23 protein-coding genes are annotated in these 21,555 nt (G+C 69.7%); 11 read left to right on the top strand and 12 right to left on the bottom strand.

All coding sequences use genetic code 11. From position 1 onward, the window contains the following. Positions 1-45: 45 nt before the first annotated feature. Together ABEA24_RS21075 and ABEA24_RS21070 are read right to left on the bottom strand one after the other, a co-directional pair. On the bottom strand, positions 46-1,227 hold the full coding sequence (locus ABEA24_RS21075) for a DUF3500 domain-containing protein (RefSeq protein ID WP_345432662.1): 1,182 nt from the start codon (positions 1,225-1,227) through the stop codon (positions 46-48). Positions 1,228-1,297: 70 nt separating this feature from the next. After that, positions 1,298-1,582 (bottom strand): hypothetical protein, encoded by a 285-nt coding sequence (locus ABEA24_RS21070; protein ID WP_345432661.1) that lies wholly within the window; start codon positions 1,580-1,582, stop codon positions 1,298-1,300. 56 nt (positions 1,583-1,638) lie between these two features. On the opposite strand from ABEA24_RS21070, the gene ABEA24_RS21065 reads away from it, so the two are divergent. After that, on the top strand, positions 1,639-2,370 hold the full coding sequence (locus tag ABEA24_RS21065; RefSeq protein WP_345432660.1) for a MerR family transcriptional regulator: 732 nt from the start codon (positions 1,639-1,641) through the stop codon (positions 2,368-2,370). A 141-nt stretch (positions 2,371-2,511) separates the two neighbouring features. Here the strand turns inward: ABEA24_RS21065 and ABEA24_RS21060 are convergent, their stop codons facing one another. Beyond that, the gene (locus tag ABEA24_RS21060) at positions 2,512-3,204 is read right to left on the bottom strand and encodes a carbon-nitrogen hydrolase family protein (RefSeq protein ID WP_345432659.1); all 693 of its coding nucleotides are present in this window, start codon (positions 3,202-3,204) and stop codon (positions 2,512-2,514) included. Between the two features lie 296 nt (positions 3,205-3,500). Here ABEA24_RS21060 and ABEA24_RS21055 point away from each other — a divergent pair, with 296 nt between their 5' ends. Next, positions 3,501-4,391, top strand: coding sequence for a PspA/IM30 family protein (locus ABEA24_RS21055; RefSeq protein ID WP_345432658.1), 891 nt, complete (start codon positions 3,501-3,503; stop codon positions 4,389-4,391). Positions 4,392-4,418: 27 nt separating this feature from the next. On the opposite strand, the gene ABEA24_RS21050 is transcribed toward ABEA24_RS21055, so the two are convergent. From ABEA24_RS21050 to ABEA24_RS21035, 5 genes are all read right to left on the bottom strand, one after another. Then, positions 4,419-5,111: a hypothetical protein gene (locus tag ABEA24_RS21050; RefSeq protein WP_345432657.1), complete on the bottom strand. Its 693-nt coding sequence runs from the start codon at positions 5,109-5,111 to the stop codon at positions 4,419-4,421. A gap of 51 nt (positions 5,112-5,162) precedes the next feature. Beyond that, positions 5,163-5,543 carry a DUF3592 domain-containing protein gene (locus ABEA24_RS53590; RefSeq protein ID WP_425551216.1) on the bottom strand — a complete coding sequence of 127 codons (381 nt, stop codon included), beginning with the start codon at positions 5,541-5,543 and terminating at the stop codon, positions 5,163-5,165. Between the two features lie 88 nt (positions 5,544-5,631). Beyond that, positions 5,632-6,609, bottom strand: a complete 978-nt coding sequence (cbbX, locus tag ABEA24_RS21045; protein ID WP_345432656.1) for a CbbX protein — start codon at positions 6,607-6,609, stop codon at positions 5,632-5,634. After that, positions 6,606-7,031 (bottom strand): ribulose bisphosphate carboxylase small subunit, encoded by a 426-nt coding sequence (locus ABEA24_RS21040; RefSeq protein WP_345432655.1) that lies wholly within the window; start codon positions 7,029-7,031, stop codon positions 6,606-6,608. The genes cbbX and ABEA24_RS21040 overlap by 4 nt, the downstream gene beginning before the upstream one ends. A gap of 8 nt (positions 7,032-7,039) precedes the next feature. Next, positions 7,040-8,470 (bottom strand): form I ribulose bisphosphate carboxylase large subunit, encoded by a 1,431-nt coding sequence (locus tag ABEA24_RS21035; protein ID WP_345432654.1) that lies wholly within the window; start codon positions 8,468-8,470, stop codon positions 7,040-7,042. Positions 8,471-8,586: 116 nt separating this feature from the next. Between ABEA24_RS21035 and ABEA24_RS21030 the strand changes: the two genes are divergently transcribed. Further along, complete coding sequence (locus ABEA24_RS21030) at positions 8,587-9,471, top strand: LysR family transcriptional regulator (protein WP_345432653.1); 885 nt, start codon at positions 8,587-8,589, stop codon at positions 9,469-9,471. A gap of 131 nt (positions 9,472-9,602) precedes the next feature. Then, the gene (locus ABEA24_RS21025; RefSeq protein ID WP_345432652.1) at positions 9,603-10,604 is read left to right on the top strand and encodes an NADP-dependent oxidoreductase; all 1,002 of its coding nucleotides are present in this window, start codon (positions 9,603-9,605) and stop codon (positions 10,602-10,604) included. 61 nt (positions 10,605-10,665) lie between these two features. On the opposite strand, the gene ABEA24_RS21020 is transcribed toward ABEA24_RS21025, so the two are convergent. After that, a complete protein-coding gene (locus ABEA24_RS21020) occupies positions 10,666-12,084 on the bottom strand; it encodes an MFS transporter (RefSeq protein WP_345432651.1) in 1,419 nt (472 codons plus the stop codon). 141 nt (positions 12,085-12,225) lie between these two features. Between ABEA24_RS21020 and ABEA24_RS21015 the strand changes: the two genes are divergently transcribed. Next, positions 12,226-12,795 carry a TetR/AcrR family transcriptional regulator gene (locus ABEA24_RS21015; protein ID WP_345432650.1) on the top strand — a complete coding sequence of 190 codons (570 nt, stop codon included), beginning with the start codon at positions 12,226-12,228 and terminating at the stop codon, positions 12,793-12,795. 7 nt (positions 12,796-12,802) lie between these two features. Here ABEA24_RS21015 and ABEA24_RS21010 read toward each other — a convergent pair whose 3' ends face one another. After that, on the bottom strand, positions 12,803-13,099 hold the full coding sequence (locus ABEA24_RS21010) for an ArsR/SmtB family transcription factor (RefSeq protein ID WP_345432649.1): 297 nt from the start codon (positions 13,097-13,099) through the stop codon (positions 12,803-12,805). Positions 13,100-13,200: 101 nt separating this feature from the next. On the opposite strand from ABEA24_RS21010, the gene ABEA24_RS21005 reads away from it, so the two are divergent. The 6 genes from ABEA24_RS21005 to ABEA24_RS20980 all read left to right on the top strand — a co-directional run bounded on the left by ABEA24_RS21005 (position 13,201) and on the right by ABEA24_RS20980 (position 19,110). After that, positions 13,201-14,121, top strand: a complete 921-nt coding sequence (locus ABEA24_RS21005) for an alpha/beta fold hydrolase (RefSeq protein WP_345432648.1) — start codon at positions 13,201-13,203, stop codon at positions 14,119-14,121. Positions 14,122-14,254: 133 nt separating this feature from the next. Then, positions 14,255-15,523: a multidrug effflux MFS transporter gene (locus ABEA24_RS21000; protein ID WP_345432647.1), complete on the top strand. Its 1,269-nt coding sequence runs from the start codon at positions 14,255-14,257 to the stop codon at positions 15,521-15,523. A gap of 99 nt (positions 15,524-15,622) precedes the next feature. After that, the gene (locus ABEA24_RS20995; protein WP_345432646.1) at positions 15,623-16,528 is read left to right on the top strand and encodes an ABC transporter ATP-binding protein; all 906 of its coding nucleotides are present in this window, start codon (positions 15,623-15,625) and stop codon (positions 16,526-16,528) included. A 24-nt stretch (positions 16,529-16,552) separates the two neighbouring features. Beyond that, positions 16,553-17,287 carry an ABC transporter permease gene (locus ABEA24_RS20990; RefSeq protein WP_345432645.1) on the top strand — a complete coding sequence of 245 codons (735 nt, stop codon included), beginning with the start codon at positions 16,553-16,555 and terminating at the stop codon, positions 17,285-17,287. Positions 17,288-17,293: 6 nt separating this feature from the next. Further along, complete coding sequence (locus tag ABEA24_RS20985) at positions 17,294-18,499, top strand: sensor histidine kinase (RefSeq protein WP_345432644.1); 1,206 nt, start codon at positions 17,294-17,296, stop codon at positions 18,497-18,499. After that, on the top strand, positions 18,496-19,110 hold the full coding sequence (locus ABEA24_RS20980) for a response regulator (RefSeq protein ID WP_345432643.1): 615 nt from the start codon (positions 18,496-18,498) through the stop codon (positions 19,108-19,110). The genes ABEA24_RS20985 and ABEA24_RS20980 overlap by 4 nt, the downstream gene beginning before the upstream one ends. A 28-nt stretch (positions 19,111-19,138) precedes the next feature. Here ABEA24_RS20980 and ABEA24_RS20975 read toward each other — a convergent pair whose 3' ends face one another. Both ABEA24_RS20975 and ABEA24_RS20970 read right to left on the bottom strand, forming a co-directional pair. Then, entirely contained in the window at positions 19,139-20,833 is a 1,695-nt protein-coding gene (locus tag ABEA24_RS20975; RefSeq protein ID WP_345432642.1) for a solute symporter family protein, read from the bottom strand. Then, entirely contained in the window at positions 20,830-21,405 is a 576-nt protein-coding gene (locus ABEA24_RS20970) for a DUF485 domain-containing protein (protein ID WP_345432781.1), read from the bottom strand. The genes ABEA24_RS20975 and ABEA24_RS20970 overlap by 4 nt, the downstream gene beginning before the upstream one ends. Positions 21,406-21,555: the final 150 nt, after the last annotated feature.

Raw genomic sequence — 21,555 nt, 5'->3', positions numbered from 1 at the left:
CGCGCTGGTCGACCCGTGTCCTCGCGCTGATCGGCAATCCGTGGGTCACCGGTGGTGCGGCGAGGTCAGGTAATGCTGCCGCAGGAGTTCCCTGCCGTAGTCGTTGCCGTTGGGCGTACGGATGACGGAGTGGATGTGCATTTGGGTCGGGCCGTCGGCCCGTGTCTTGCCGTACGCGTCGCCGAGCGGGCCCGCCGCCTGGCAGTCGACCTCGATCCAGACGACCGGGCTGTGCACACGCATGTAGAAGGGATCGTCGTCACCGGTGCCGCCGATCCAGGCCGCATAGGTGTCGTTGAGGTGGCTGCGGATCTCCGCCATGCGTACCTTCGCCACGTCGGCCTTCGCGCGTCCCACGAACGCTTCGACGATCGCGAGGAGCTTCCCCTTCTGGGCCGCTGTCAAGGCGGTGGCGCGAATGCCGGCGTACTGCTGCACCGCGTTGTCGGCGAAGGCGCCCGCCTTCATGTCCTCGTCCGCCTTCGTGGCCGATATGACCGCGACCTTCCGCTGGGGCTCGGTGAGCGACTGAATGAACGCCAGGCTCGCCGCGACCTCCTCGTGGCAGACCGAGACGGTCTCGCCGTCGATCTGCATGGACGTCGGCTCTGACCCCCAGAAACAGGGGCTCATCACGACCTGCTCGCCGAGCACGAAGTAGTTGACGACCAGGTGGTGGCCGTCGAACGGGAATCCCCAGGGCTCGGTGGCCGACGGTGTGCCCATGACCGTCCAGTAGAAGAGCTCGTCGTTGAATACCGCGCCCTTGCCGAGCATGTCGCCGGCGGCCTTGTTGATGCGGCGGATCTTCTCGGTGGTCTGCAGGCCACCGGCGCTCAGCGCCGCCTTCAGCAGGGCGGTGCCCAAAGTATTCTGCGCCTCCGTCAGGTCGGCCAGGGAGACGCCCTGCCGCTTGAACCCGCCGGGATCGAGGTTGCTCCACAGCCGCCACTCGGTGGAGTGGACGGTGAACTGCGTCAGAGATCTCTGGGCGTCGGTGAGACCGGCGAGGAACGCCTTCGCGGCCGCGATCACGGGGGCCGTGTCGACGCCGCGTGAGTGGATCACGAACAGGTCGTCGATCCGCTTGCCGTCGGTGGTCAGGCCAAAGAAGTCCTCGGTGATCGTCTGAGCACCGGGGCCACCGCCGCCAGAAGGGCCGCTCGGGGTGGGCGATGGTGAGGGGGTGGTGTCGTCGGCGAAGGCCGGCGCGCCGGAAGCGCCCATGGTCGCGACGGCTGCGGTTTTGTCGGGACTGATTACTGCAGGCGCACCGTGGCCATCACCACCGAGCAGCTCAGTCCTCGGGCCCGGTCGGTGTGGACAGGATCCGCTTCAGTTCCTCGTCTGCATCCTCGGCCCCGGCGTCCGACAGCCGCTGCAGCTCACGCAGGTCCCCCGCCGCGACCGCACGGCGGGTAAGCAGGTGGCCCGCACGTTCGCAGCCCTCGTCCAACAACTCGTTCAGCTCGTCCAGGTCACCGCGGGCATCGGCGAGGTCCGCCAGCCGATCCAAGGCCAGTTCGTTGCCCTCATCGGCCAGCGCGCGCAGGGTGTCCCGATCCGGGGTCGTGTCCGCCATGGCCTCATGCTGGGACCCTGCCCTTAGGGCAGGGTCAAGTGCGAGAGCATGAGTGAGTGATAACGATCGGCCGGCTCGCCCGCTACGCAGGTGTAACGATCAAAACGATCCGGGTCTACCACGCCAAGGGACTGCTGCCCGAGCCCGAACGCGACTCCTCCGGCTACCGGCGCTACACCGCCCGACACGTCATCGACCTCATCAAGATCCGCACCCTCGCCGACGCGGGAGTGCCCCTCGCCCGTATCCGGGAACTCCGCGCGGCCCCCGACGCGGACCTCCATCAGGCCCTCCGCGACGTCGACGCCGACCTCACAACCCGCATCCGCAACCTTCGCCGAACCCAGAAACACCTGCGACGTCTCGCCGCCGGCGACGCCGACCTGCTGCCCCCTGAGATCAGCGCCCACCTCGACCGGCTGCGCGAGCTCGGGTTCAGCCCTCGCTGGGTGGAACTCCAGGCCGACCTGTGGGTCCTCGTCTTCGCCACCCACCCAGAGACGGCGACCGAGTTGCTCCACGACCAGGCCGACGTGCTCGCCGACCCTGCCCTACGACAGATCTTCCTCGACTACGACCACGCCCACGACCTCGATCCCCACGACCCCTTCATCGAGGAGTTGGCAGGTCGCATGGCCGACGCCACCCGAGACCGCTACGACGTCGACAGGCTGCCAGGACAGGACACCGACTCCGACATCCCCGCCCTGATCCAGGGGACCGTCAACGCCTCATCACCGGCATGGCAGCGTCTCGACACTCTGGTCCGCCAACAGCTCCACGACTGATCATCACGGACGGTCCCCGATGTTTCGGCTGACCGCCTTCCATCGGCCGTGCGGGAGCGATTCCACCTGTTGAGCGACAGGAAAAGTCCTCCACTACGGGTGATCCGAGGAGCACACACCGGCCGACGTGGCCGTGATGGGTTAGTGGAGAGTCGCAGTCATCACGGCGTCGGGCTCGGCGCCTGCCTGGATGAACACGTCCCCATCCGGTGCCCAGACCCCGGAGCCACCGGATGTCTCGCGGTACTCCCCGCTCGGTCCGGCAGCGGTGGACAGGACGACCCAGACGCCGTGCGCGGCGGCCCGATCTCGCATGTGCCCGTCTCGGCGGGTCGCCTGTTCCTGCCCTGCCCCATACAGGGTGCTGGCCACGTAAGCGTCGATGGTCAATGCCGCAGTGTCGGCCACGTGCTGCGGCACCGCTGCATCGCGGCAGATGGCCAGACCCAGCCGCCATCCGTCGACCTCCAGAACTTCTGGCTTTTCGCCGGGAGTGAAGCGGCGGACTTCCCCACCGTGAAGGTGCATCTTCCGATATGCCACCGTCGTACTCTCGCCCGTGACGGCAAGCGTCGCGATGTATTCACGCCCATCGTCTTCCCGCACCGGAGCGCCCACCAGCGCGATCGCGCCGGCGCTACCACACGCGGCCCTGATCGGATCCAACCGCGAGTCGTCCACAGCCACAGCAGGAGCCGCGAGATCGTAACCAGTCAGCGACAGCTCCGGGAAGACCACCAGACGCGCACCCGCACGCTGCACCACCCCGGCCTGGCGACCGGCGTTAATGGCGACATCCAGATCAACACACGCGGGCTGGGCAACAGCAACCATCAAAGATCCACGCATAAGGACATCATTCCCGATGGTCAGCAGGCACCGCCCCCAGGGTCCTCAGGAGGTGCCCCTGTCACCAGCTGTGATGCCTTCATCGGGAGTGGGTCAGAGCCAATCTATCTGTCGCTCAACACCACCGGCGGCCTCAAGATCCGGCGGCAGCGATATGTGCGCGGTTCGAATCGACCGCCCACCCGCCCTCAAGACTCCCAGCCGCCGCCTGCGCACGCATCGCCGGCCTTGTCGTGTCGGCCCGCCCATGCCACCGTGTGAAGGACTTGTCAGGGGAGCACATGAGTTATCGGGTTCGTATGTCGTGCGAGGTCCGGGATTGGCTCGCGACTCTGCTGGCTGAAGATCACCAGGTGGGGCGGTTGGTCGGCGAGGCCGTGACGGTGCTGTTCACGGGGGGCACCGAGCTCAAGGCACCCTTGGTCGCCCCGATGGAGTCCCTGCTGCGCGCTCGGTATCCCCGGGTCGCGCTCGATCACGCGTACCAACGCCAGCTCGAACTCCTGCAGCGGGCGCGCCGGAGCGCCGCAGATCTGGCTACTGCGCGCAAACGCTTGGAGCTGCAGATCGGTGGAGGCGACCTTGATCAGGAGGCTCTCGCCGATACGCGCCAACGGTATGAGGAACTGGTAGCGAAAGAGGAACAGGCCACTTTTTCGGCGCAGCGACTCCAGGCCAGGGTGGACGCATTCCGTGCCCGAAAGGAGGCCATTAAGGCCGGCTACACCGCGGCGCTGGCCAAGCAGGAGATCCACGAAGCGTTTGCGGCCCTCGGTGAGAAGCACATGCTCGGTATGACGGCCGACGACATGGCGCCTGCCCGGGCCGCCGTCGACGAACTGTTGCGCGTCGCCGCCGACCTGGAACAGCAGCTTGATGTTGACGCGGCGCCTGAAATGCTGAGCGAGCTGCGGCTCGAGACAGCCGACCTGCGCCTTCTGTTCGCGGCCGAGTCCCCGGACACCGCGGTGCTGCTGGTCGTAGGGATCGGTCGCGACGAGTGGGAGGAGTGGTACGGCGAGGCGCTACCGCTGGCCCGGGCCGAACTCCAACTCGATGACAACGAATTCACCAGCTACGACATGGCGGCATTCCTCGCTGAGTACTTTCCCGGCGAGGAGGCGGCGATCCAGGCGGGCGCAGACCGGCTGATCGAGCTTAACCGCCCGTAAGCGAACAGGCCACGCCGGCGTAGCGGGTCACGTGCGCTCCCGGAGACGAGCCCGGAGGTCCGCGTAGTCGTGATCGGGGAAGAGCTGCGGAAATACCTCCAGCATTTCCTTGAGTCCTTTTGCGACTGGCGCGAACCCGGGATCGGGCATTCCCGTATCGCAGAACAGGTACTGCCAGCCGATGGTTCCCTTGGTAACCAGCAGAGTATCCAGATAGGTGCCGTAGTCGAGATCCATCTCCATGACGCCCCGATGCATATCGAAGAACCAGATCTCAGGGTCTGTGGTGCCATGTGCGGCGCGCAACGCAGCCAAGTATCCGGTTCCCGTCCGAGGCGTGTCGTCGAATACCCTCAGCTCTCGGTAGAGGTCACGCTCCCAGTTGTCGCTTCCTTCCCAGGTGTGCGACATGAGGCTGGTGATATACAGATGCGTCAGGTGGAATTCACCGGCGAGTTCGAAATCCGGGTCCGGCGACTGCCACTGCGCCGCAATTTCGCCACATCGGAAGAAGTATCGCTGGACTGCTGGACTGAACGGCAGCCCATCGTCCTCGGCAAGGCTTTTGAACACAAACTCAAAGTCGTCGATAGGCCCGTGTATCGCACCGAACAAAGCCTCCGACACAATGAGCCCTGAGGAGTGTCGGATCTCCCCCAAAGTCCGTGCACAGCGCTCTTCGAACGGAAATGAATAACTCTCTTCATCGGGATTCATCATTGCGCCCGCTCCAAAACCTCCGGCAACCATTTGGTCGACCAACGTGACGGTTCAAGACGTGACCACTGAAAAGAAAAAGACGATTCCAGCGGCTACGCACACGGCGCCTGAGGCCAGGCAACCCCACAGGGCCAGCAGTGTCGAGCCGTAGAACGGTCGCCAGCGCACCGTTGTCGGGTCGTCCGGATCGTACGCGATTGGGATCTTGCTTCCGATCCGATGAGAAGGGAGCGGGGTACCGCGCCTTCGACCTACGCTGGACGTGGCTCGTACGGCTCGCCCTTGTCGCGTGGTGAACTCCACGACAGGGAAATAGCGGACGTCCCAGGACTCATAGTCGACCCACCGCAGCAGCGTCCCGCCGGGCTTGAGAGCGACCACCCGCCCCGTGGCGCGAATCGCCCTTCGGCGGAATCGCAGCTCCAGTCGCATGCCCGCCACCGCGGCCACCGCTATCGCGCACCCACCGACCATGAAACCCAAAGGCGGCAACAACGCCCCGGCGTCACCCACATATTGATCATATCCGCTCGTTCCTCGAGAGAGCCGTGTCGGTGAAGACGCTGCTGGCGAGGAAGTCCTCGGGGCGTAGCGTGCTCAGTTCCTCCCGGCCGACCTCGCCGCCTTCGGCGAGGAGCCGGGCGGCGTGCCGGAGGCGGGCGCGTTCGAGGGCGTTGCGGACGCTGCGCGCGTTGGCGAAGCGGGGCCGGCGGCGGCGCCGCTCGAGATAGTCGCGGAACACCGGCTCCGTCCGCGGTGCCAGGACGTAACCGTCGCGGCGCAGCATCAGGGCGCCGATCGCCTCCAGTTCCTCCACGGTGTAGTCGGGGAAGTCGATGTGGTGCGCGATCCGGGAGCTCATCCCCGGGTTGGACGCGAAGAAGGAGTCCATCCGGTCCCGGTAGCCGGCGAGGACGACGACGAGGTCGTCGCGGTGGTTCTCCATCATCTGCAGCAGGATCTCGATCGACTCCTGGCCGTAGTCGCGCTCGTTCTCGGCGCGGTAGAGGTAGTACGCCTCGTCGATGAACAGCACGCCGCCCATCGCCCGTTTGAGCACCTCCTTGGTCTTCGGGGCGGTGTGCCCGACGTACTGGCCGACGAGGTCGTCCCGCGTCACGGCGACCAGGTGGCCCTGGCGCAGGTAGCCGAGCCGGTGCAGCAGCTCCGCGAGCCGCGTCGCGACGGTCGTCTTGCCGGTGCCCGGGCTGCCGGTGAAGCACATGTGCAGGTTCGGCGGGGCGGTGCCGAGCCCGTACCTCGCGCGGAGCCGGTCGACGAGCAGCAGGGCCGCGATCTCCCGGATCCGGGTCTTCACCGGGACCAGCCCGACCAGCTCCCCGTCGAGGGCGTCGAGCACCTGGCCGATCCGCGACTCCGCCTCCGCGCGCGCCAGGTCGACGCGGGCGTCGGGCGGCAGCGGCTCGGGCGGCCCTGGGGCGTCGCCCGAACCGTCGGAACCCGTCGCGCGCATGTCGAAGCCGAGACGTCCGGTCATCGTGCCCTGTACCTCTCGCCGGCCGGCCGGTCCAGCGCGTACGGGTGCATGCGGTAACGCACCCGCCGGTCGGCGGTCTCCGTACGGTCCAGGCGAAAGCCCGGTTCGGCGGCGGGGCGGTGGACGATGAACGACAGCGCGGTCGTCTGGCGTCCGTAGCCGGCGTCGTAGGCGTTCAGCCGTACGTAGTGGTCCGGGTACGCGCGGCGGCACTCGTTGATCTCGTGCAGTACGCCGGCCGGGTCGCGCAGGTCGAACATCGGCAGCCCCCACATCTCCCAGTACGCGTTGCGAGGATGCGGGTCGTCGGTGAACTCCACCGAGCACGGCCAGCCGTTGCCGAGCGCGTACGCGATCTGCGCGCTGATCTCCCCGTCGGTCAGCTCGGGCAGGTAGGAGAAGGTGCCCTGGGTGATGCGCATGGTCGTCCTCACGTCAGGGTGGGCGTCGGGGTGACGTCCGGCGTATCGGTGGACTCGTAGTCGAACGTGACGTCGCCCCAGGTCGACAGGGCGATGTCGAGCTCGCGACTGCGCTTGGCCGCGGCCCGCAGGATGTCGGGTCCTTCGGCGAGGAAGTGCCGGCCCTCGTTGCGTGCCTTGATCATCGCCTCCAGCGCGACGCGGTTCGCGGTGGCGCCGGCCGCGATGCCCATCGGGTGGCCGATCGTGCCGCCGCCGAACTGCAGGATGACGTCCTCGCCCAGGTGGTGCAGGAGCTGGTGCATCTGCCCGGCGTGGATCCCGCCGGACGCGACCGGCATCACGCCCGGCGTCGACGCCCATTCCTGGTCGAAGTACAGGCCTCGTACGGGGTCGGCGGTGACATGATCGAGGCGCAGGGTGTCGTAGAAGCCGGCGACGGAGTTCGGGTCGCCCTCCAGCTTGCCGACGACCGTACCGGCGTGGAGGTGGTCGACGCCGGCCAGCCGCATCCACTTGGCGATGACGCGGAAGCTCACGCCGTGGGTCTTCTGCCGGGTGTAGGTCGAGTGCCCGGCGCGGTGCAGGTGCAGCAGCATTCCGTTGCGCCGCGCCCACCGGGCCATCGACTGGATCGCGGTGTAGCCGACGGTCAGGTCGATCATGACGATGACGCTGCCGAGGTCCCTGGCGAACTCCGCGCGCTCGTACATGTCCTCCATCGTGGCGGCGGTGACGTTCAGGTAGTGGCCCTTGACCTCGCCGGTCGCGGCCTGCGCCTTGGCGACCGCCTCCATGCAGTGCAGGAACCGGTCGCGCCAGCGCATGAACGGCTGGGAGTTGATGTTCTCGTCGTCCTTGGTGAAGTCGAGGCCGCCGCGAAGGGCCTCGTACACGACCCGGCCGTAGTTTCGCGCCGACAGGCCGAGCTTCGGCTTGACCGTCGCGCCGAGCAGCGGGCGGCCGAACTTGCCCAGGTACTCCCGCTCCATGACGATGCCGTGCGCCGGCCCCTGGAAGGTCTTCACGTAGTGCGGTGGGATGCGCATGTCCTCCAGGCGCAGCGCCCGCAGCGCCTTGAAACCGAAGACGTTCCCGATGATCGAGGAGGTGAGGTTCGCGATCGAGCCCTCCTCGAACAGGTCGAGCTTGTACGCGATGTGCGCGATGTACTGGTTCTCGGCGCCGGGCACCGCGTCGACGCGGTAGCACTTCGCCTGGTATTCCGCGTAGCTGGTGAGGCGGTCCGTCCAGACGACGGTCCAGGTCGCCGTCGACGACTCCCCTGCCACCGCTGCGCCCGCCTCCTCCGGCGGGACGCCGGGCTGCGGGGTGATCCGGAACGCCGCCAGGACGTCGCTCGGGCCCGGCTCGTAGTCGGGTTGCCAATAGCCCATTTCCGCGTACGGGATGACCCCCGCCGACCATCGATTCGTCATGCCTTGAGCGTGCGGGACGATACTTGTACTGTCCATCAAGAGTTCCGGCATGACGCTTAAGCGATCACTCAAACAAGCGGCGTACGGCCGCAGGTGATCGCGGACACGGATTCGAGATGACCGAGGCACGGCTACGGGCGCTCGTCGCCCTCGCGGAGACCGGGTCGGTGCGCGCGGCCGCGCGGCGGCTCGTCGTGACCGAGTCCGCGGTGTCCGCCGCGGTCACCGCGCTCGCGCGCGACATCGGGGTCGCCTTGGTGGAGCGCGCCGGTCGCGGCGTGGTGCTGACGCCCGCCGGGCGGATCTACACCGACTACGCGCGCCGCGTCCTCGGGCTCCTCGAGGAGGGCCGGGCGGCGGCGCGCGGAGGCGAGGACGCCGGGCGCGGACGCCTGCGGCTCGCGGCAGTGACCACGGCGGCGGACCAGGTGCTGCCCGCGTTGCTGGCGACGTTCCGCGCCCGGTGGCCCGAGGTGGACCTCGCCCTGGAGGTCGGCCCGAGCAGCCTGGTGTGGGATCGCCTCGCCGCGCACTCGGCCGATCTGGTGCTCGGCGGACGGCCGCCGGCGGACCTCCCCGCGACGGTCCTGGCGACCCGCCCGAACGACCTGGTCGTCGTGGCGTCCCCCGGCGTCGCCGCCGCGTTCGCGCTGGACACCACTCCGTGGGTGATGCGCGAACCCGGGTCGGGCACGCGCCGTACGGCCGAGGCCTACCTCGCCGAGCGTGACGTGGACCCGCCACAGCTCGTCCTCGGTTCCAACGGCGCGGTCATCGCCGGCGCCGCGGCGGGTCTCGGCGTCGCCCTCGTCTCACGCGACGCGGTACGGGACGAGCTCGCCGACGGGAGGCTGGCCGTGGTGGACGCGCCCGGCACTCCCCTGCACCGGCCGTGGCACGCCGTGGCGGGCACCGCCCCAACGGCGACGACGCGATTGTTCGTCTCCCACATCATCGCCGTGGGCGGGTGGACACAGGAAGGCGGCAGTTTGCCCAGCTAACGCCCAGTTTCAGCGGATCTTGCGACGTCGCACCCTCGGGGTGGCGAACCCCGGCCCGCCCCGACCACCCCGATTACCCGCGAGTAGCGTGGGGTGAATCAGACGCTCATCGACAGAGGAGACATACCGCCATGAAGACGCGTGAGGTGCACCTCGTATCGCGCCCCAAGGGCTGGCCGGAGCCGACGGACTTCGCGCTCGTCGAGACGGAGCTGCCCCCTCCCGGTGACGGCGAGGCGCTCGTCCGCAACCTCTTCATGTCCGTCGACCCGTACATGCGCGGGCGGATGAACGACGTGAAGTCCTACGTCCCCCCGTTCGGCCTGAACGAGGTCATGACCGGCGGCGCGATCGGCGAGGTGGTGGAGTCCGGTTCGCCCGATCTCAAGCCGGGCGACGTCGTCCTGCATCAGCTCGGCTGGCGGGAGCACGCGGTGGCCCCCGCGAAGGAGTTCCGGAAGGTGACGCCGGTCGACGGCGTTCCGGCGTCGGCCTTCCTCGGCGTGCTCGGCATGCCGGGGCTGACGGCGTACGCCGGACTGCTCGACATCGCCGGGATGAAGGAGGGCGACGCCGTCTTCGTCTCCGGAGCGGCCGGGGCCGTCGGCTCGCTCGTCGGCCAGATCGCCCGCCTGCGCGGCGCTTCGCGCGTCATCGGCAGCGCCGGCTCGGACGAGAAGGTCGCCTATCTGACCGACCGGCTCGGCTTCGACGCCGCCTTCAACTACAAGTCCGGACCGGTGCACAAGCTGCTCGCCGAGGCGGCCCCCGACGGCATCGACGTGTACTTCGACAACGTCGGCGGCGACCACCTCGAAGCGGCGATCGGGGCGTTCAACGACTACGGCCGCGCCGCGATCTGCGGTGCGATCTCGATGTACAACGCCACCGAGCCGCAGCCGGCGCCGCGGAACCTGGCCCTCGTGATCGGCAAGCGCCTCACGCTGCGCGGGTTCATCGTCACCGACCACTACTCGGTGTTCGGCGACTTCGTCCGCGAGGTCGGCGGCTGGCTCGCCGAGGGAAAGGTCCACTTCGAGGAGACGGTCTTCGAGGGCGTCGACCACGCGGTCGACGCGTTCCTGGCCATGCTGCGCGGACAGAACACCGGAAAGATGCTCGTCAAGCTGTAGCCCGCGATGACGCCGCCGGGCCCCGAGACCCGGCGGCGTCATCGGCGCGCTTCCCGTATGGTCAGGAGGCCGCGCGCGGCCGGACGAAGGCCGCGGTGACCGCCAGGGCGACCAGCACGAAGATCGTGCCGACGGTGAACGCGACGCTCACCCCGTGCGTCAGGCCGCCGTGCCGGAGCGCCGTCCCGTACACCGAGACGAGCACCGCCATCCCGAGCGCGCCGCCGACCTGCTGCATGGTCTGCAGGGTGCCGGAGGCGGCGCCGGAGTCCTCCCGCCGCACCCCGGACAGGATGGTGACGGTGACCGGCAGGAAGACCAGACCGGCGCCCAGCCCGAACAGGATCATCGGCCCGAGCACGCCCGAGGCGTACCCGCTGTGCGCGGACAGGCGGGTGAGCCACGCCATGCCCACCGCGATGAGCGGCAGGCCGATCAGGATGAGCCGCCGCGCGCCGACGCGCGGGATCAGCCGCGGCGCGATGCGCGCCATGACGAAGATCAGCCCCGACATCGGCAGGAACGCCACACCGGCCTTGAGCGGGCTGAACCCCAGGACGTTCTGCAGGAACTGGACGATGAAGAAGAACATCCCGAACATCGCCGCCGCGAGCAGGAGCATGTTGAGGTAGGACCCGGACCGCGCCCGGTCGGCGAACAGCCGCAGGGGCACGACGGGCCGTTCGACCCGCGTCTCCACGACGAGGAAGGCGGCGAGGAGCAGGACGCCGGCGACGAACGCCGCCAGGGTGCCGCCGTCGCTCCAGCCCGCGTCGGCCGCGCGGATGAAGCCGTACACGAGCGCGACCATCCCGGTCACGACCGCGACCGCGCCGGCGATGTCCAGGCGGCCGCGGTGCCGTTCGGTCTCATGCAGCAGCCGTGGCGCGAGGAGCAGGACGACGGCTCCGACCGGGACGTTGATGAACAGGACCCAGCGCCACGACGCCCAGTCGGTGAGCATGCCGCCGAGGACGAGGCCGATCGAGGCGCCGGCCGACGAGGTGGCCGAGAAGACCCCCAGCGCCCGGTTGCGCTCCGGCCCCTCCTCGAAGTTGGTGGCGATGAGGGCGAGCGCGCTCGGCGCGGCGAGGGCGGCGCCGACCCCTTGGACGGCGCGGGCGGTGAGCAGCCAGGCGGCCGAGCCGGAGAACCCACCGGCCAGCGAGGCGAGGGTGAACACGGCGATACCGACGATGAACGTCCGCCGCCGTCCGACGATGTCGCCGGCCCGGCCGCCGAGCAGGAGCAGGCCACCGAACGCCAGGGAGTAGGCGTTGGTCACCCACGACAGGCCGGTCGCGGAGAAGTGCAGGCTGTGCTGGATCTTGGGGAGGGCGACGAACATGACGCTCGCGTCGAGCACCACCATGAGCTGGCAGGCGACGATGACGGCGAGCGACAGTCCCGGGTGACGCGTGTGTCGTCGCCGCTCGGCGTCGAGCGGCGGGTCGCCCATCTGTACGGTCTGCTGGGACATGAGTCGTAGACTCCTCGTGCAGGAAGGGTTACGGCCGTCCCCCGAAGTGGCTGTCGGGGAGTGGCCGGGATAACCGGAGGGTGCCTCCGCAAACAATACGGAGGTATCCTCCGGTTGGCAACCGTGTTTCATGGAGGTGCGATGCCGACGACCGCCGGGCAGCGTCCGATGCGGGCCGACGCGCGCCGCAACTACGAGCGGCTCCTCACCGAGGCCAAGGGCGCGTTCCTCGAGTACGGCGCGGACGCCTCACTGGAGGAGATCGCCCGCCGCGCCTGCGTCGGAATCGGCACGCTCTACCGCCACTTCCCTACCCGCCTGGCCCTGCAGGAGGCCGTCTACCGCGAGGAGATGGAGCAGCTCGCGGCGAAGGCGTACGAGCTGGCCGAGACCTGCTCTCCCGACGAGGGGCTGGCGGCCTGGATTCTGGCCATCGCGGAGTACTCCCGGGCGAAACGCGGACTCACCCAGACCCTCAAGGCCGTCATCGACCTGCACTCGGACCTGTTCGTCCGGTGCCACGACGAGATCCAGACGGCGGCCGAGACCATCCTCGCCCGCGCCCAGGCGGCCGGCACCGCACGGCCCGACCTCACCGCGAGCGACCTGCTCCGACTCGCCCACGCACTCTCGGTGGCGAGCGAGCGAGCGCCGGAGGACACCGGACGCCTGCTGTCCTTCATGCTCGACGGGCTGCGCCCGCGCCCCTGACCCGGAGCTACGCGCCCAGCACGACGGCAAGCAGTCCGGGGAAGCGAGCCTCGAGGTCCTCTCCGCGCAGGGTGAGGTAGTTGCGCCGCCCCTCGTGACGCAGGCGGATCACGCCGCTCTCCCGCAGGACCCGCCAGTGGTGCGTAAGGGTGGACTTGGGCGCCCCGGCGTCGATCGCCCCGCAGTACGTCTCCTCGCCCGAGGCGAGCGCCCGGACGATCCTCATCCGGACCGGATGCCCGAGCGCGGCGAGCACGTCCTCCAACTGGAACTGCTCACGCGCCGGGTGCAGAAGAGCAGTCATGGTCCGATCGTACGGGAAATCCGTACCGTTCCCGTCGACCGGCCGCCACGGGGCGCTAATGTACGAAAGTCCCGTACATTCGTACATAGCGAGGAGATCGCATGCCGGGAGCAGTGTCCGACGCCGAGCTGGCAGGTTCGCTGGAGGGCGGATTCGTCAGCGAACACGCCGACGTCGACGGGATCCGCCTGCACTACGTGGCTGGGGGCCGCGGCGAGCCGCTCGTCCTGCTGGGCGGGTGGCCGCAGACCTGGTGGGAGTTCCACAAGATCATGCCCCCGCTGGCGGAGCGCTTCCGGGTCATCGCCGTCGACCTTCGGGGAATGGGCGGCTCGGACAAGCCCGCGGGCGGCTACGACAAGAAGACGATGGCCGGCGACATCCTGGCGCTCGCACGCCACCTGGGCCATGACACGGTGAACATCGCCGGACACGACATCGGCGGCATGGTCGCCTACGCCTTCGCGGCCAACCATCCCGCGAACACGCGGCGGATCGCGCTGCTGGACATCGCCCACGCCGACGAGCGGTTCTACAAGCACTCGCTCCTCCCCGTGCCCGGGCGGCAGCAGGTGGACGGCGACATCCACGCGGGGCCCGGGCGGTTCCTGTGGTGGTTCGCGTTCAACCAGGTCCCCGGCCTGCCCGAACGCCTGCTCGCCGGCCGTTCCCGCCATCTCATCGACTGGATGTGCGACTACCTGATCGACGACCCCGGCTCCATCAGCGACCACGACCGGGATGTCTACGCGCACGCCTACTCCACCGAGGACGCGATCCGCGCCGGCAACGCCTGGTACCGGGCGTTCGGCCAGGACATCGAGGATGAGAAGACCTACGCGCCGGTGACCGCGTCGATCCTGGCGCTGGGCGGCGGAGAGGGGGGCTACCGGCTCCTGCAGGCCGTGCTCGCGGACAAGGGCACCGACGTGGAGGTGGTCGAAGTGACCGGCAGCGGCCATTACATCCCCGAGGAGCAGCCGGAGGCGGTCGTCCGGCACCTGACGCGATTCTTCGGCTGACCCCGGCGAGCCGGAGTCCGCTCGGCACGCGTTCCGCTGACCTCCGGGTACGGGCGGCGCTCGATGCGCGTTCCGCACCGTTCATCCAGTTTGGCGGGAATTCTCCCTGACCGTGGGCCGGTTTCCTCAACGGATGCGCGCCGACCGCGGCGCCGGCACGGGGAGGGGCGACATGGCCGCGACGGCGAGCGAGACCACCGAGACGGCGCCGACCCGCGCCGGACGGGTTCGGCTGATCTTCATCCTCGGGGCGCTCACCGCCATCGGGCCCCTGTCGATCGACATGTACCTCCCGGCGCTGCCGAAGCTCACCCACGACCTGTCGGCCGGCGCGTCGCTCGTCCAGCTCACCCTGACGGCCTGCCTCATCGGCCTCGCGGCCGGGCAGCTGCTGGCCGGCCCGATCAGCGACACGTGGGGACGGCGCCGCCCCCTCCTCGTCGGCGTCGCCCTGTACACGGTCGCCTCCCTGCTGTGCGCCGTCGCCCCCACGGTGCCGACGCTGATCGCCCTGCGCCTGGTCCAGGGCGCGGCGGGCGCGGCCGGCATCGTCATCGCCCGGGCGGTCGTCCGCGACCTGTACGACGGGCCGGCCGCGGCGCGGTTCTTCGCCCTGCTCATGCTGGTCAACGGCGTCGCTCCGATCGCGGCGCCCGTCATCGGCGGCCAGCTGCTGCGCGTCACGTCATGGCGCGGCGTGTTCGTGCTCATCGCGATCATCGGCGCGCTGATGACCGTCGCGGCGTACGCGGGGCTGCGCGAGACCCTGCCGCGGTCCGGGCGGCGGCCCGGCGGACTCGGATCCACCGTCCGGACGTTCGCGGGGCTGTGCGCGGATCGCGTCTTCGTCGGCTACGCCCTGGCGGGCGGGCTGGCGTTCGCGGCGATGTTCGCCTACATCTCCGGCTCGCCGTTCGTGATCCAGGACATCTACGGCCTGTCGCCGCAGGCGTACAGCCTGATCTTCGCGGTGAACGCCCTCGGCATCGTGGCCGCCGGCCAGGTCAGCGGGTGGCTCGCCGCGCGCGTCCGCCTGCGGGTGCTGCTCGCGGCCGGCCTGGCGATCTCCCTGGCCGGCGGCGTGACGCTGCCGGTGGCGATCGGGGCCGGCCTCGGCCTGCCGGGAGTGCTGCCCGCGCTGTTCCTGGTCGTGGCCGCGATCGGGCTGATCACCCCGAACGCCACCGCCCTCGCCCTGACCGGCCGTCCGCCCGCCGTCGCCGGGAGCGCGTCCGCCCTCCTCGGCCTGGCGCAGTTCGTGATCGGCGGGGCCGCCGCGCCGCTCGTCGGCGTCGCCGGCCCGCACACCGCCGTGCCGATGGGCCTGGTCATCGCCGCCCTGACCGTGGCGGCGTCGCTCGCCTTCGCGACGCTCACCCGGGGACATCGACCGATCGGTTGATGCCCGGGATCCACCTCAGCCGTACCCGACCGGTCGATCCGCGTCCCGTGCTCCGGAAGCCATCCTCGAATCCGTCGCCACGGAATCGAGGAAGAGACCATGCCGGTCATCGACGTCAGGAACCTGCACAAGCGGTACGGAGCAAAGGTCGCCGTGGAGGACGTGTCCTTCACGGTCGACGAAGGAGAGATCTTCGGCATCCTGGGCCCGAACGGTGCGGGCAAGACCACCAGCGTCGAGTGTGTCGCGGGGCTGCGCACCCCCGACCGGGGCACCGTGTCGGTGCTCGGGCTGGACCCCCGCCGCGACCGCGCCGAGCTGACCCGGAGGCTCGGCGTCCAGCTCCAGGCGAGCCGGCTGCAGGACAGGATGAAGGTCCGCGAGGCCCTCGAACTGTACGCCTCGTTCTACCCCCGGCCCGCCGACACCGACCGGCTGATCGAGGAGCTCGGGCTGGCCGACCAGCGTGACACGCGCTTCGGCCGGCTGTCGGGAGGTCAGCAGCAGCGGGTCTCGATCGCCCTCGCCCTCGTCGGCGACCCGAAGGTCGCGATCCTGGACGAGCTCACCACCGGCCTGGACCCGCAGGCGCGGCGCGACACCTGGCAGCTGATCGAGGGCGTACGGGACCGGGGCGTCACGATCGTGCTCGTCACCCACTTCATGGAGGAGGCCGAGCACCTCTGCGACCGCCTCGCCGTCATCGACGCCGGCCGGGTGGTCGCCGTCGACACGCCGGCCGGGCTGGTCGCGCGGGTCGCGCCCGAGCAGCGCGTACGGTTCCGGCCCTCCGTCCCCTTCGACGACCACCTGCTCAGGGACCTGCCCGAGGTGCTCACCGTGACCAAGACGGGCGGGCAGATCGTCGTGACCGGCACCGACGGCCTCCTGCAGGCGGTCACCTCGGTCCTGGCCCGCAATCAGATCATCGCCGCCGACCTGCGGGTCGAGCAGAGCAGCCTGGACGACGCGTTCATCGCCCTCACCGGCCGCCCCATCGACTGACCCTTCCATCGAGGAGACACACCAATGCTCGTCAAGCTCACGTCCATGGAGCTGAAGCTCTTCACCCGCGAGATCATCCTGCCGGCGCTGATCCTGCTGCTGCCGCTCGCGCTGCTGCTCGGGTTCGGGTACATGCCGGGCGCGAACAAGGCCCAGCACAACCTGGGCGGCCAGACCACCGCCGAGTACATGGCCGCGCTGGGTGTCGGGATCGCGCTGACGATCCTCGGCCTGTCCATCCTGCCCGCCACGCTCGCCTCGTACCGGGAGAAGGGCGTGCTGCGGCGTATGGCCACGACCCCGGTCCGCCCCGCGTACCTGCTGATCGCCCAGCTCCTCCTCTACGTCGCCGTGGCGATCGCCAACGTCGTCATGCTGATCATCGCCGCCCGCGTGCTCTTCGGCACGCACGTTCCCGAGCGGTTCCCCGCCTTCATCGTGGCGGTCGTCCTCGGCATCGGTGCCCTGTTCGGGATCGGGCTCGTCGTCGCCGCCGTCGCGCCCAGCGCCAAGGCGGGCAATGCGATCGGCCTGGTGCTGTTCTTCCCGAGCCTCTTCCTGGGAGGGGTCTACATCCCACGGGAGCAGATGCCCCCCGCTCTGCGCGCCGTCGGCGACTACACCCCGCTCGGCGCGACGCTGAAGACGATGCGGGACGCCTGGATGGGCACCGAGCCGCGCCTGGCCCAGTTCGCCATAATGGCCGCGTACGCGGTCGTCGCCGGGCTCGCGGCCGCCAAGCTCTTCCGGTGGGAGTAACAGACGATGGGAGTACGCCCCGACGGCCTCGACCGACGAGACGCGATCGTGCTCAGGGTCGTACCGTACGGGGCACTCGCCGTCTCCATGGTCCTCGTCCTGCTCGCCGATGCGAAGACGCCGGCTCAGGTCTGGACGACGCTGGGTCTGACGGCGACGGCCGCGGTCTGGACGCTGATCGTCGCCCTGCCCGGCGCGTCCACGCCGGGACCGTGGCTGGCCGGCGTCTACTACGCCGGCCTGCTCGTGCTGTTCGCGGTGATGATCCTGCGCAGTCCGCTGTTCGGCCTCTTCGCCTGGACGGGCTACATCCAGGCGGCCTACCTACGGGGCCGCTGGAGGTACGTCGGCATGGTGGCGACGGCGGCGGTCGTCTCCGCCACCTACGTCGGCGGCTTCAAGAACCTCAACGCGTCCACGGTGCCGGTCTACCTGATCTTCGTCGCGGCCACGAGTGCCGTTGCCCTTGCGCTCCTGGTCCTCGAGTTGAGGCGGCGGACCGCCCTCGACCGGCTGGCCGAGGCGAACGCCCGGCGGGAGGCGGCGCTCGAGGAGAACGCCGGGCTGCACGCGCAGCTGCTGGCCCAGGCCCGCGAGGCGGGCGTGCTCGACGAACGCCAGCGCATGGCCCGCGAGATCCACGACACCCTGGCGCAGGGCTTCACCGGGATCATCGCCCAACTGGAGGCCGCACGGCAGAACCCCGTCGAGTGGCGCCGATACGCCGACCAGGCGCAGACCCTGGCCCGCGAGAACCTCGCGGAGGCGCGCCGCTCGGTGGAGGCGCTGCGACCACCGCATCTGGACGAGGCGCGGCTGCCGGAGGCCATCGCCGGGATGAGCGAACGCTGGTCGCGCACATCCGGGGTCCCCGTCGGCGTCGAGACGGCCGGCGAACCCCAGCCGATGATCCCCGAGGTGGAGGTCGCGCTGTTCCGCGTCGCCCAGGAGGCGCTGACCAACGTCGCCAAGCACGCCGGCGCCTCCCGGGTCGGGCTCACCCTGACCTACCTGGACGACGTGGTACTGCTGGACGTCCGCGACGACGGGGTCGGCTTCGACCCGGCCGTGAACGACGGAGGCTTCGGGCTGACCTCGATGCGGCAGCGGCTGCTCCGGGTGGCCGGGAGGCTGGAGATCGAGAGCAGTCCCGGCGAGGGCACCGCGATCAACGCGACCGTCCCCGCCCTGCCCGCCGGAGCGCACCCATGATCCGTCTACTGATCGTCGACGACCACCCGATCGTCCGGGACGGCCTGCGCGGCGTCTTCGCCGGCGATCCCGACTTCGAGGTCACCGGCGAGGCGGCCAACGGCGCGGAGGCGATCGCGCTGGCCGCCGGCGCCGACGTCGTCCTCATGGACCTGCGCATGCCGGAGATGAGCGGGGTGGAGGCGATCGCCCGGCTCCGCGACGTCCACCCGGCCGTGCGCGTCCTCGTCCTCACCACCTTCGACACCGACAGCGACGTGCTGCCCGCGATCGAGGCGGGGGCCACCGGCTACCTTCTCAAGGACGCGCCGCGTGAGGAACTGGTCCGGGCGGTCCGCGCGGCGTACCGCGGCGAGTCGGTGCTGTCCCCGTCGGTGGCGGGCCGCCTGATGGGCCGGGTTCGCGCCCCCTCCCCCGGCGCGCTCAGCAAGCGCGAGCGCGAGGTGCTCGCCCTCGTCGCCGACGGCACCACCAACCGGGAGGTGGCGCGGCGGCTCTTCGTCAGCGAGGCGACCGTCAAGACGCATCTGCTGCACATCTACGACAAGCTCGGCGTACGCGACCGGGCCGCCGCCGTCGGTGAGGCCTACAAGCGCGGCCTGCTCCCCTGACGGCGGCGGTCACCCGTACGAACTCCGCTCAGTGCGCGCCGGCTCCGGTCAGGGAACGCACGGACAGTGCGGCGAAGTCCTCCGGGTCGGTCTTCTCCCGGCTGAGGAACGTCCCCGCGACGGCGCACAGGAACCCGACCGGGATGGACACGAGCCCCGGATTCTCCAGCGGGAACCAGTGGAAGTCGGTGCCCTTGGGGAACAGCGACAGGCTCTGCCCGGTCACCGGGTCGACCTTCCCCGACACCACCGGGGAGAACATCACGAGCACGATCGCGCTGATCAGCCCGCCGTAGATGCCGGCGACCATCCCAGTGGCGTTGAACCGCCGCCAGAACAGGGCGAACACGATCGCCGGGAGGTTCGCCGAGGCGGCCATGGCGAACGCGAGCGCCACCAGGAACGCGACGTTGAGGTTCTTGGCGAAGACGGCCAGCAGGATGGCGATCGAGCCGATGAGGAAGGCCGCGAACCGCGCCACGGCCACCTCCTGCTGTTCCCGGGGCCGTCCCAGCATCAGCACGTTGCCGAAGTAGTCGTGCGCGAGCGAGGTGGCCGAGGCCATGACCAGGCCGGCGACCACCGCCAGGATCGTCGCGAACGCCACCGAGGCGACGAACGCCAGCATGATGTCCCCGCCCATGCGCCCCGCGACGTCCTGGCCGAGCTCGCGGGCGAGCAGCGGCGCCGCCGTGTTGCCCGCCGGGTCGTGCGCGAGGATCGTCTTCCGTCCGACCAGCGCGGTCGCGCCGAACCCCAGCGCGATCGTCATCAGGTAGAACGCCCCGACCAGGCCGATCGCCCAGTTCACCGACGTGCGCGCGGCGCGCGCGTCCGGCACCGTGTAGAAGCGGGTGACGATGTGCGGCAGGCCCGCGGTGCCGAGGACGAGGGCGAGGGCCAGGCTCACGAAGTCGAGCTTGTTGAACATTGTCTGGGAGGAATGCCCCGCGACCTCCTTGCCGTACTTCAGACCGGGTTCGAGGAAGGCGTGCCCCTTGCCGCTGGACCGGGCCGCCGCGCCGAGCAGGTGGCTGAGGTCGAAGCCGAAGCGGCCGAGGACCAGGAACGTCATCAGGGTCGCGCCGAACATCAGCAGCCCGGCCTTGACGATCTGGACCCAGGTGGTGCCCTTCATCCCCCCGAACAGCACGTAGCAGATCATCAGCGCGCCGACGACGACGATCGTCATGACCTCGGCCGTGCCGGCGGACATGCCGAGGAAGGTCGACCCCGGCTTCACCCCGAGCAGCAGGGCGATGAGCGCCCCGGCCCCGACCATCTGCGCGAGGAGGTAGAACACCGAGACCGTGACCGTGGAGACCGCCGCGGCGATCCGCACGGAGGACTGCCGGCGTACCCGCTGGGACAGGACGTCGGCCATGGTGAAGCGGCCGGTGTTGCGCATCAGCTCGACGATCAGCAACGCCGGCATCCAGGCCACCAGGAACCCGATGGAGTACAGGAAGCCGTCGTAGCCGGACAGCGAGATGATGCCGGCGATACCGAGGAACGACGCGGCGGACATGTAGTCGCCCGCGAGCGCCAGGCCGTTCTGCGGGCCGGAGAAGACGCGCCCGCCGGCATAGAAGTCGACGGCCCCGCTGGTGTGCATCCGGGCCCAGACCGTGATGGCGAGGGTGATGCACACCAGCCCGATGAACAGGGCGAACGTTATGGCCCGGCCACCTCCCACGAGGGAGCCCGCACTGGCGAGGATCATCGCGTGCCTCCCGTCCACGGCCGGCCCGCCGTCTCCGGCCAGGGAGCCCTTGGCGGCGTGGCCGGATCGCGCGGCGACTCCATCCCGTCCGGGGGCGTCACACCGAGTCCGTCCGGGGGCGTCGGCCCGAGGTAGGGTCGCCCGCCGCCGGTGAACGGCGCGGACGATTCAGTCGGGGACCCGGGCGATGCGCCCGCGCGGCGGCGGACCGCCTCGCCGACGCGTTCCTCCGCGTCGGCGACGATCTGGGCGGCCAGCGGGTCGAGGACCTGCCGGGCGTACCGCGTGTAGCGCCAGGCGAGCACGAACGCCGAGACGAACTGGAGCACGCCGAACACGAGGGCGACGTTGACGTTCCCCACAATCCGGTACGCCATGAACTCCCGCGCGAACGCCGCCGCTGCGACATAGAGGAAATACCACCCGAGGAACACTGAGACGATCAGAACGATTAATTTCCTAGATTTCCCTTTCAGTACGGCGAATCTCTCATCTTGCCTTATCGCGACATATCGGGCGCGATCGCGCGGATCCGTTCTGCGACGTGGCGATGGCCGTGACCCGGTGACCACCACACACCCCTCTCTGCTCAGCGGTGACCCTGAGTGGTCCTCCCACTCCGTAATGAGATCAGACCGAGGCCGTTCGCATTCGCCACTTCGCAGGAATTCCTGCTTGGAAAACGCGGGATCCCGCGCGAGCACCGCCGATAGGGGGTGATC

It is taken from the genome of Actinoallomurus vinaceus (genome assembly GCF_039542055.1).
In the GTDB taxonomy this organism is placed as follows: Bacteria; Actinomycetota; Actinomycetes; order Streptosporangiales; family Streptosporangiaceae; genus Actinoallomurus; species Actinoallomurus vinaceus.
The sequence above is the reverse complement of the archived record's forward strand: the minus strand, read 5'-3'. Positions and strand labels throughout refer to the sequence as shown.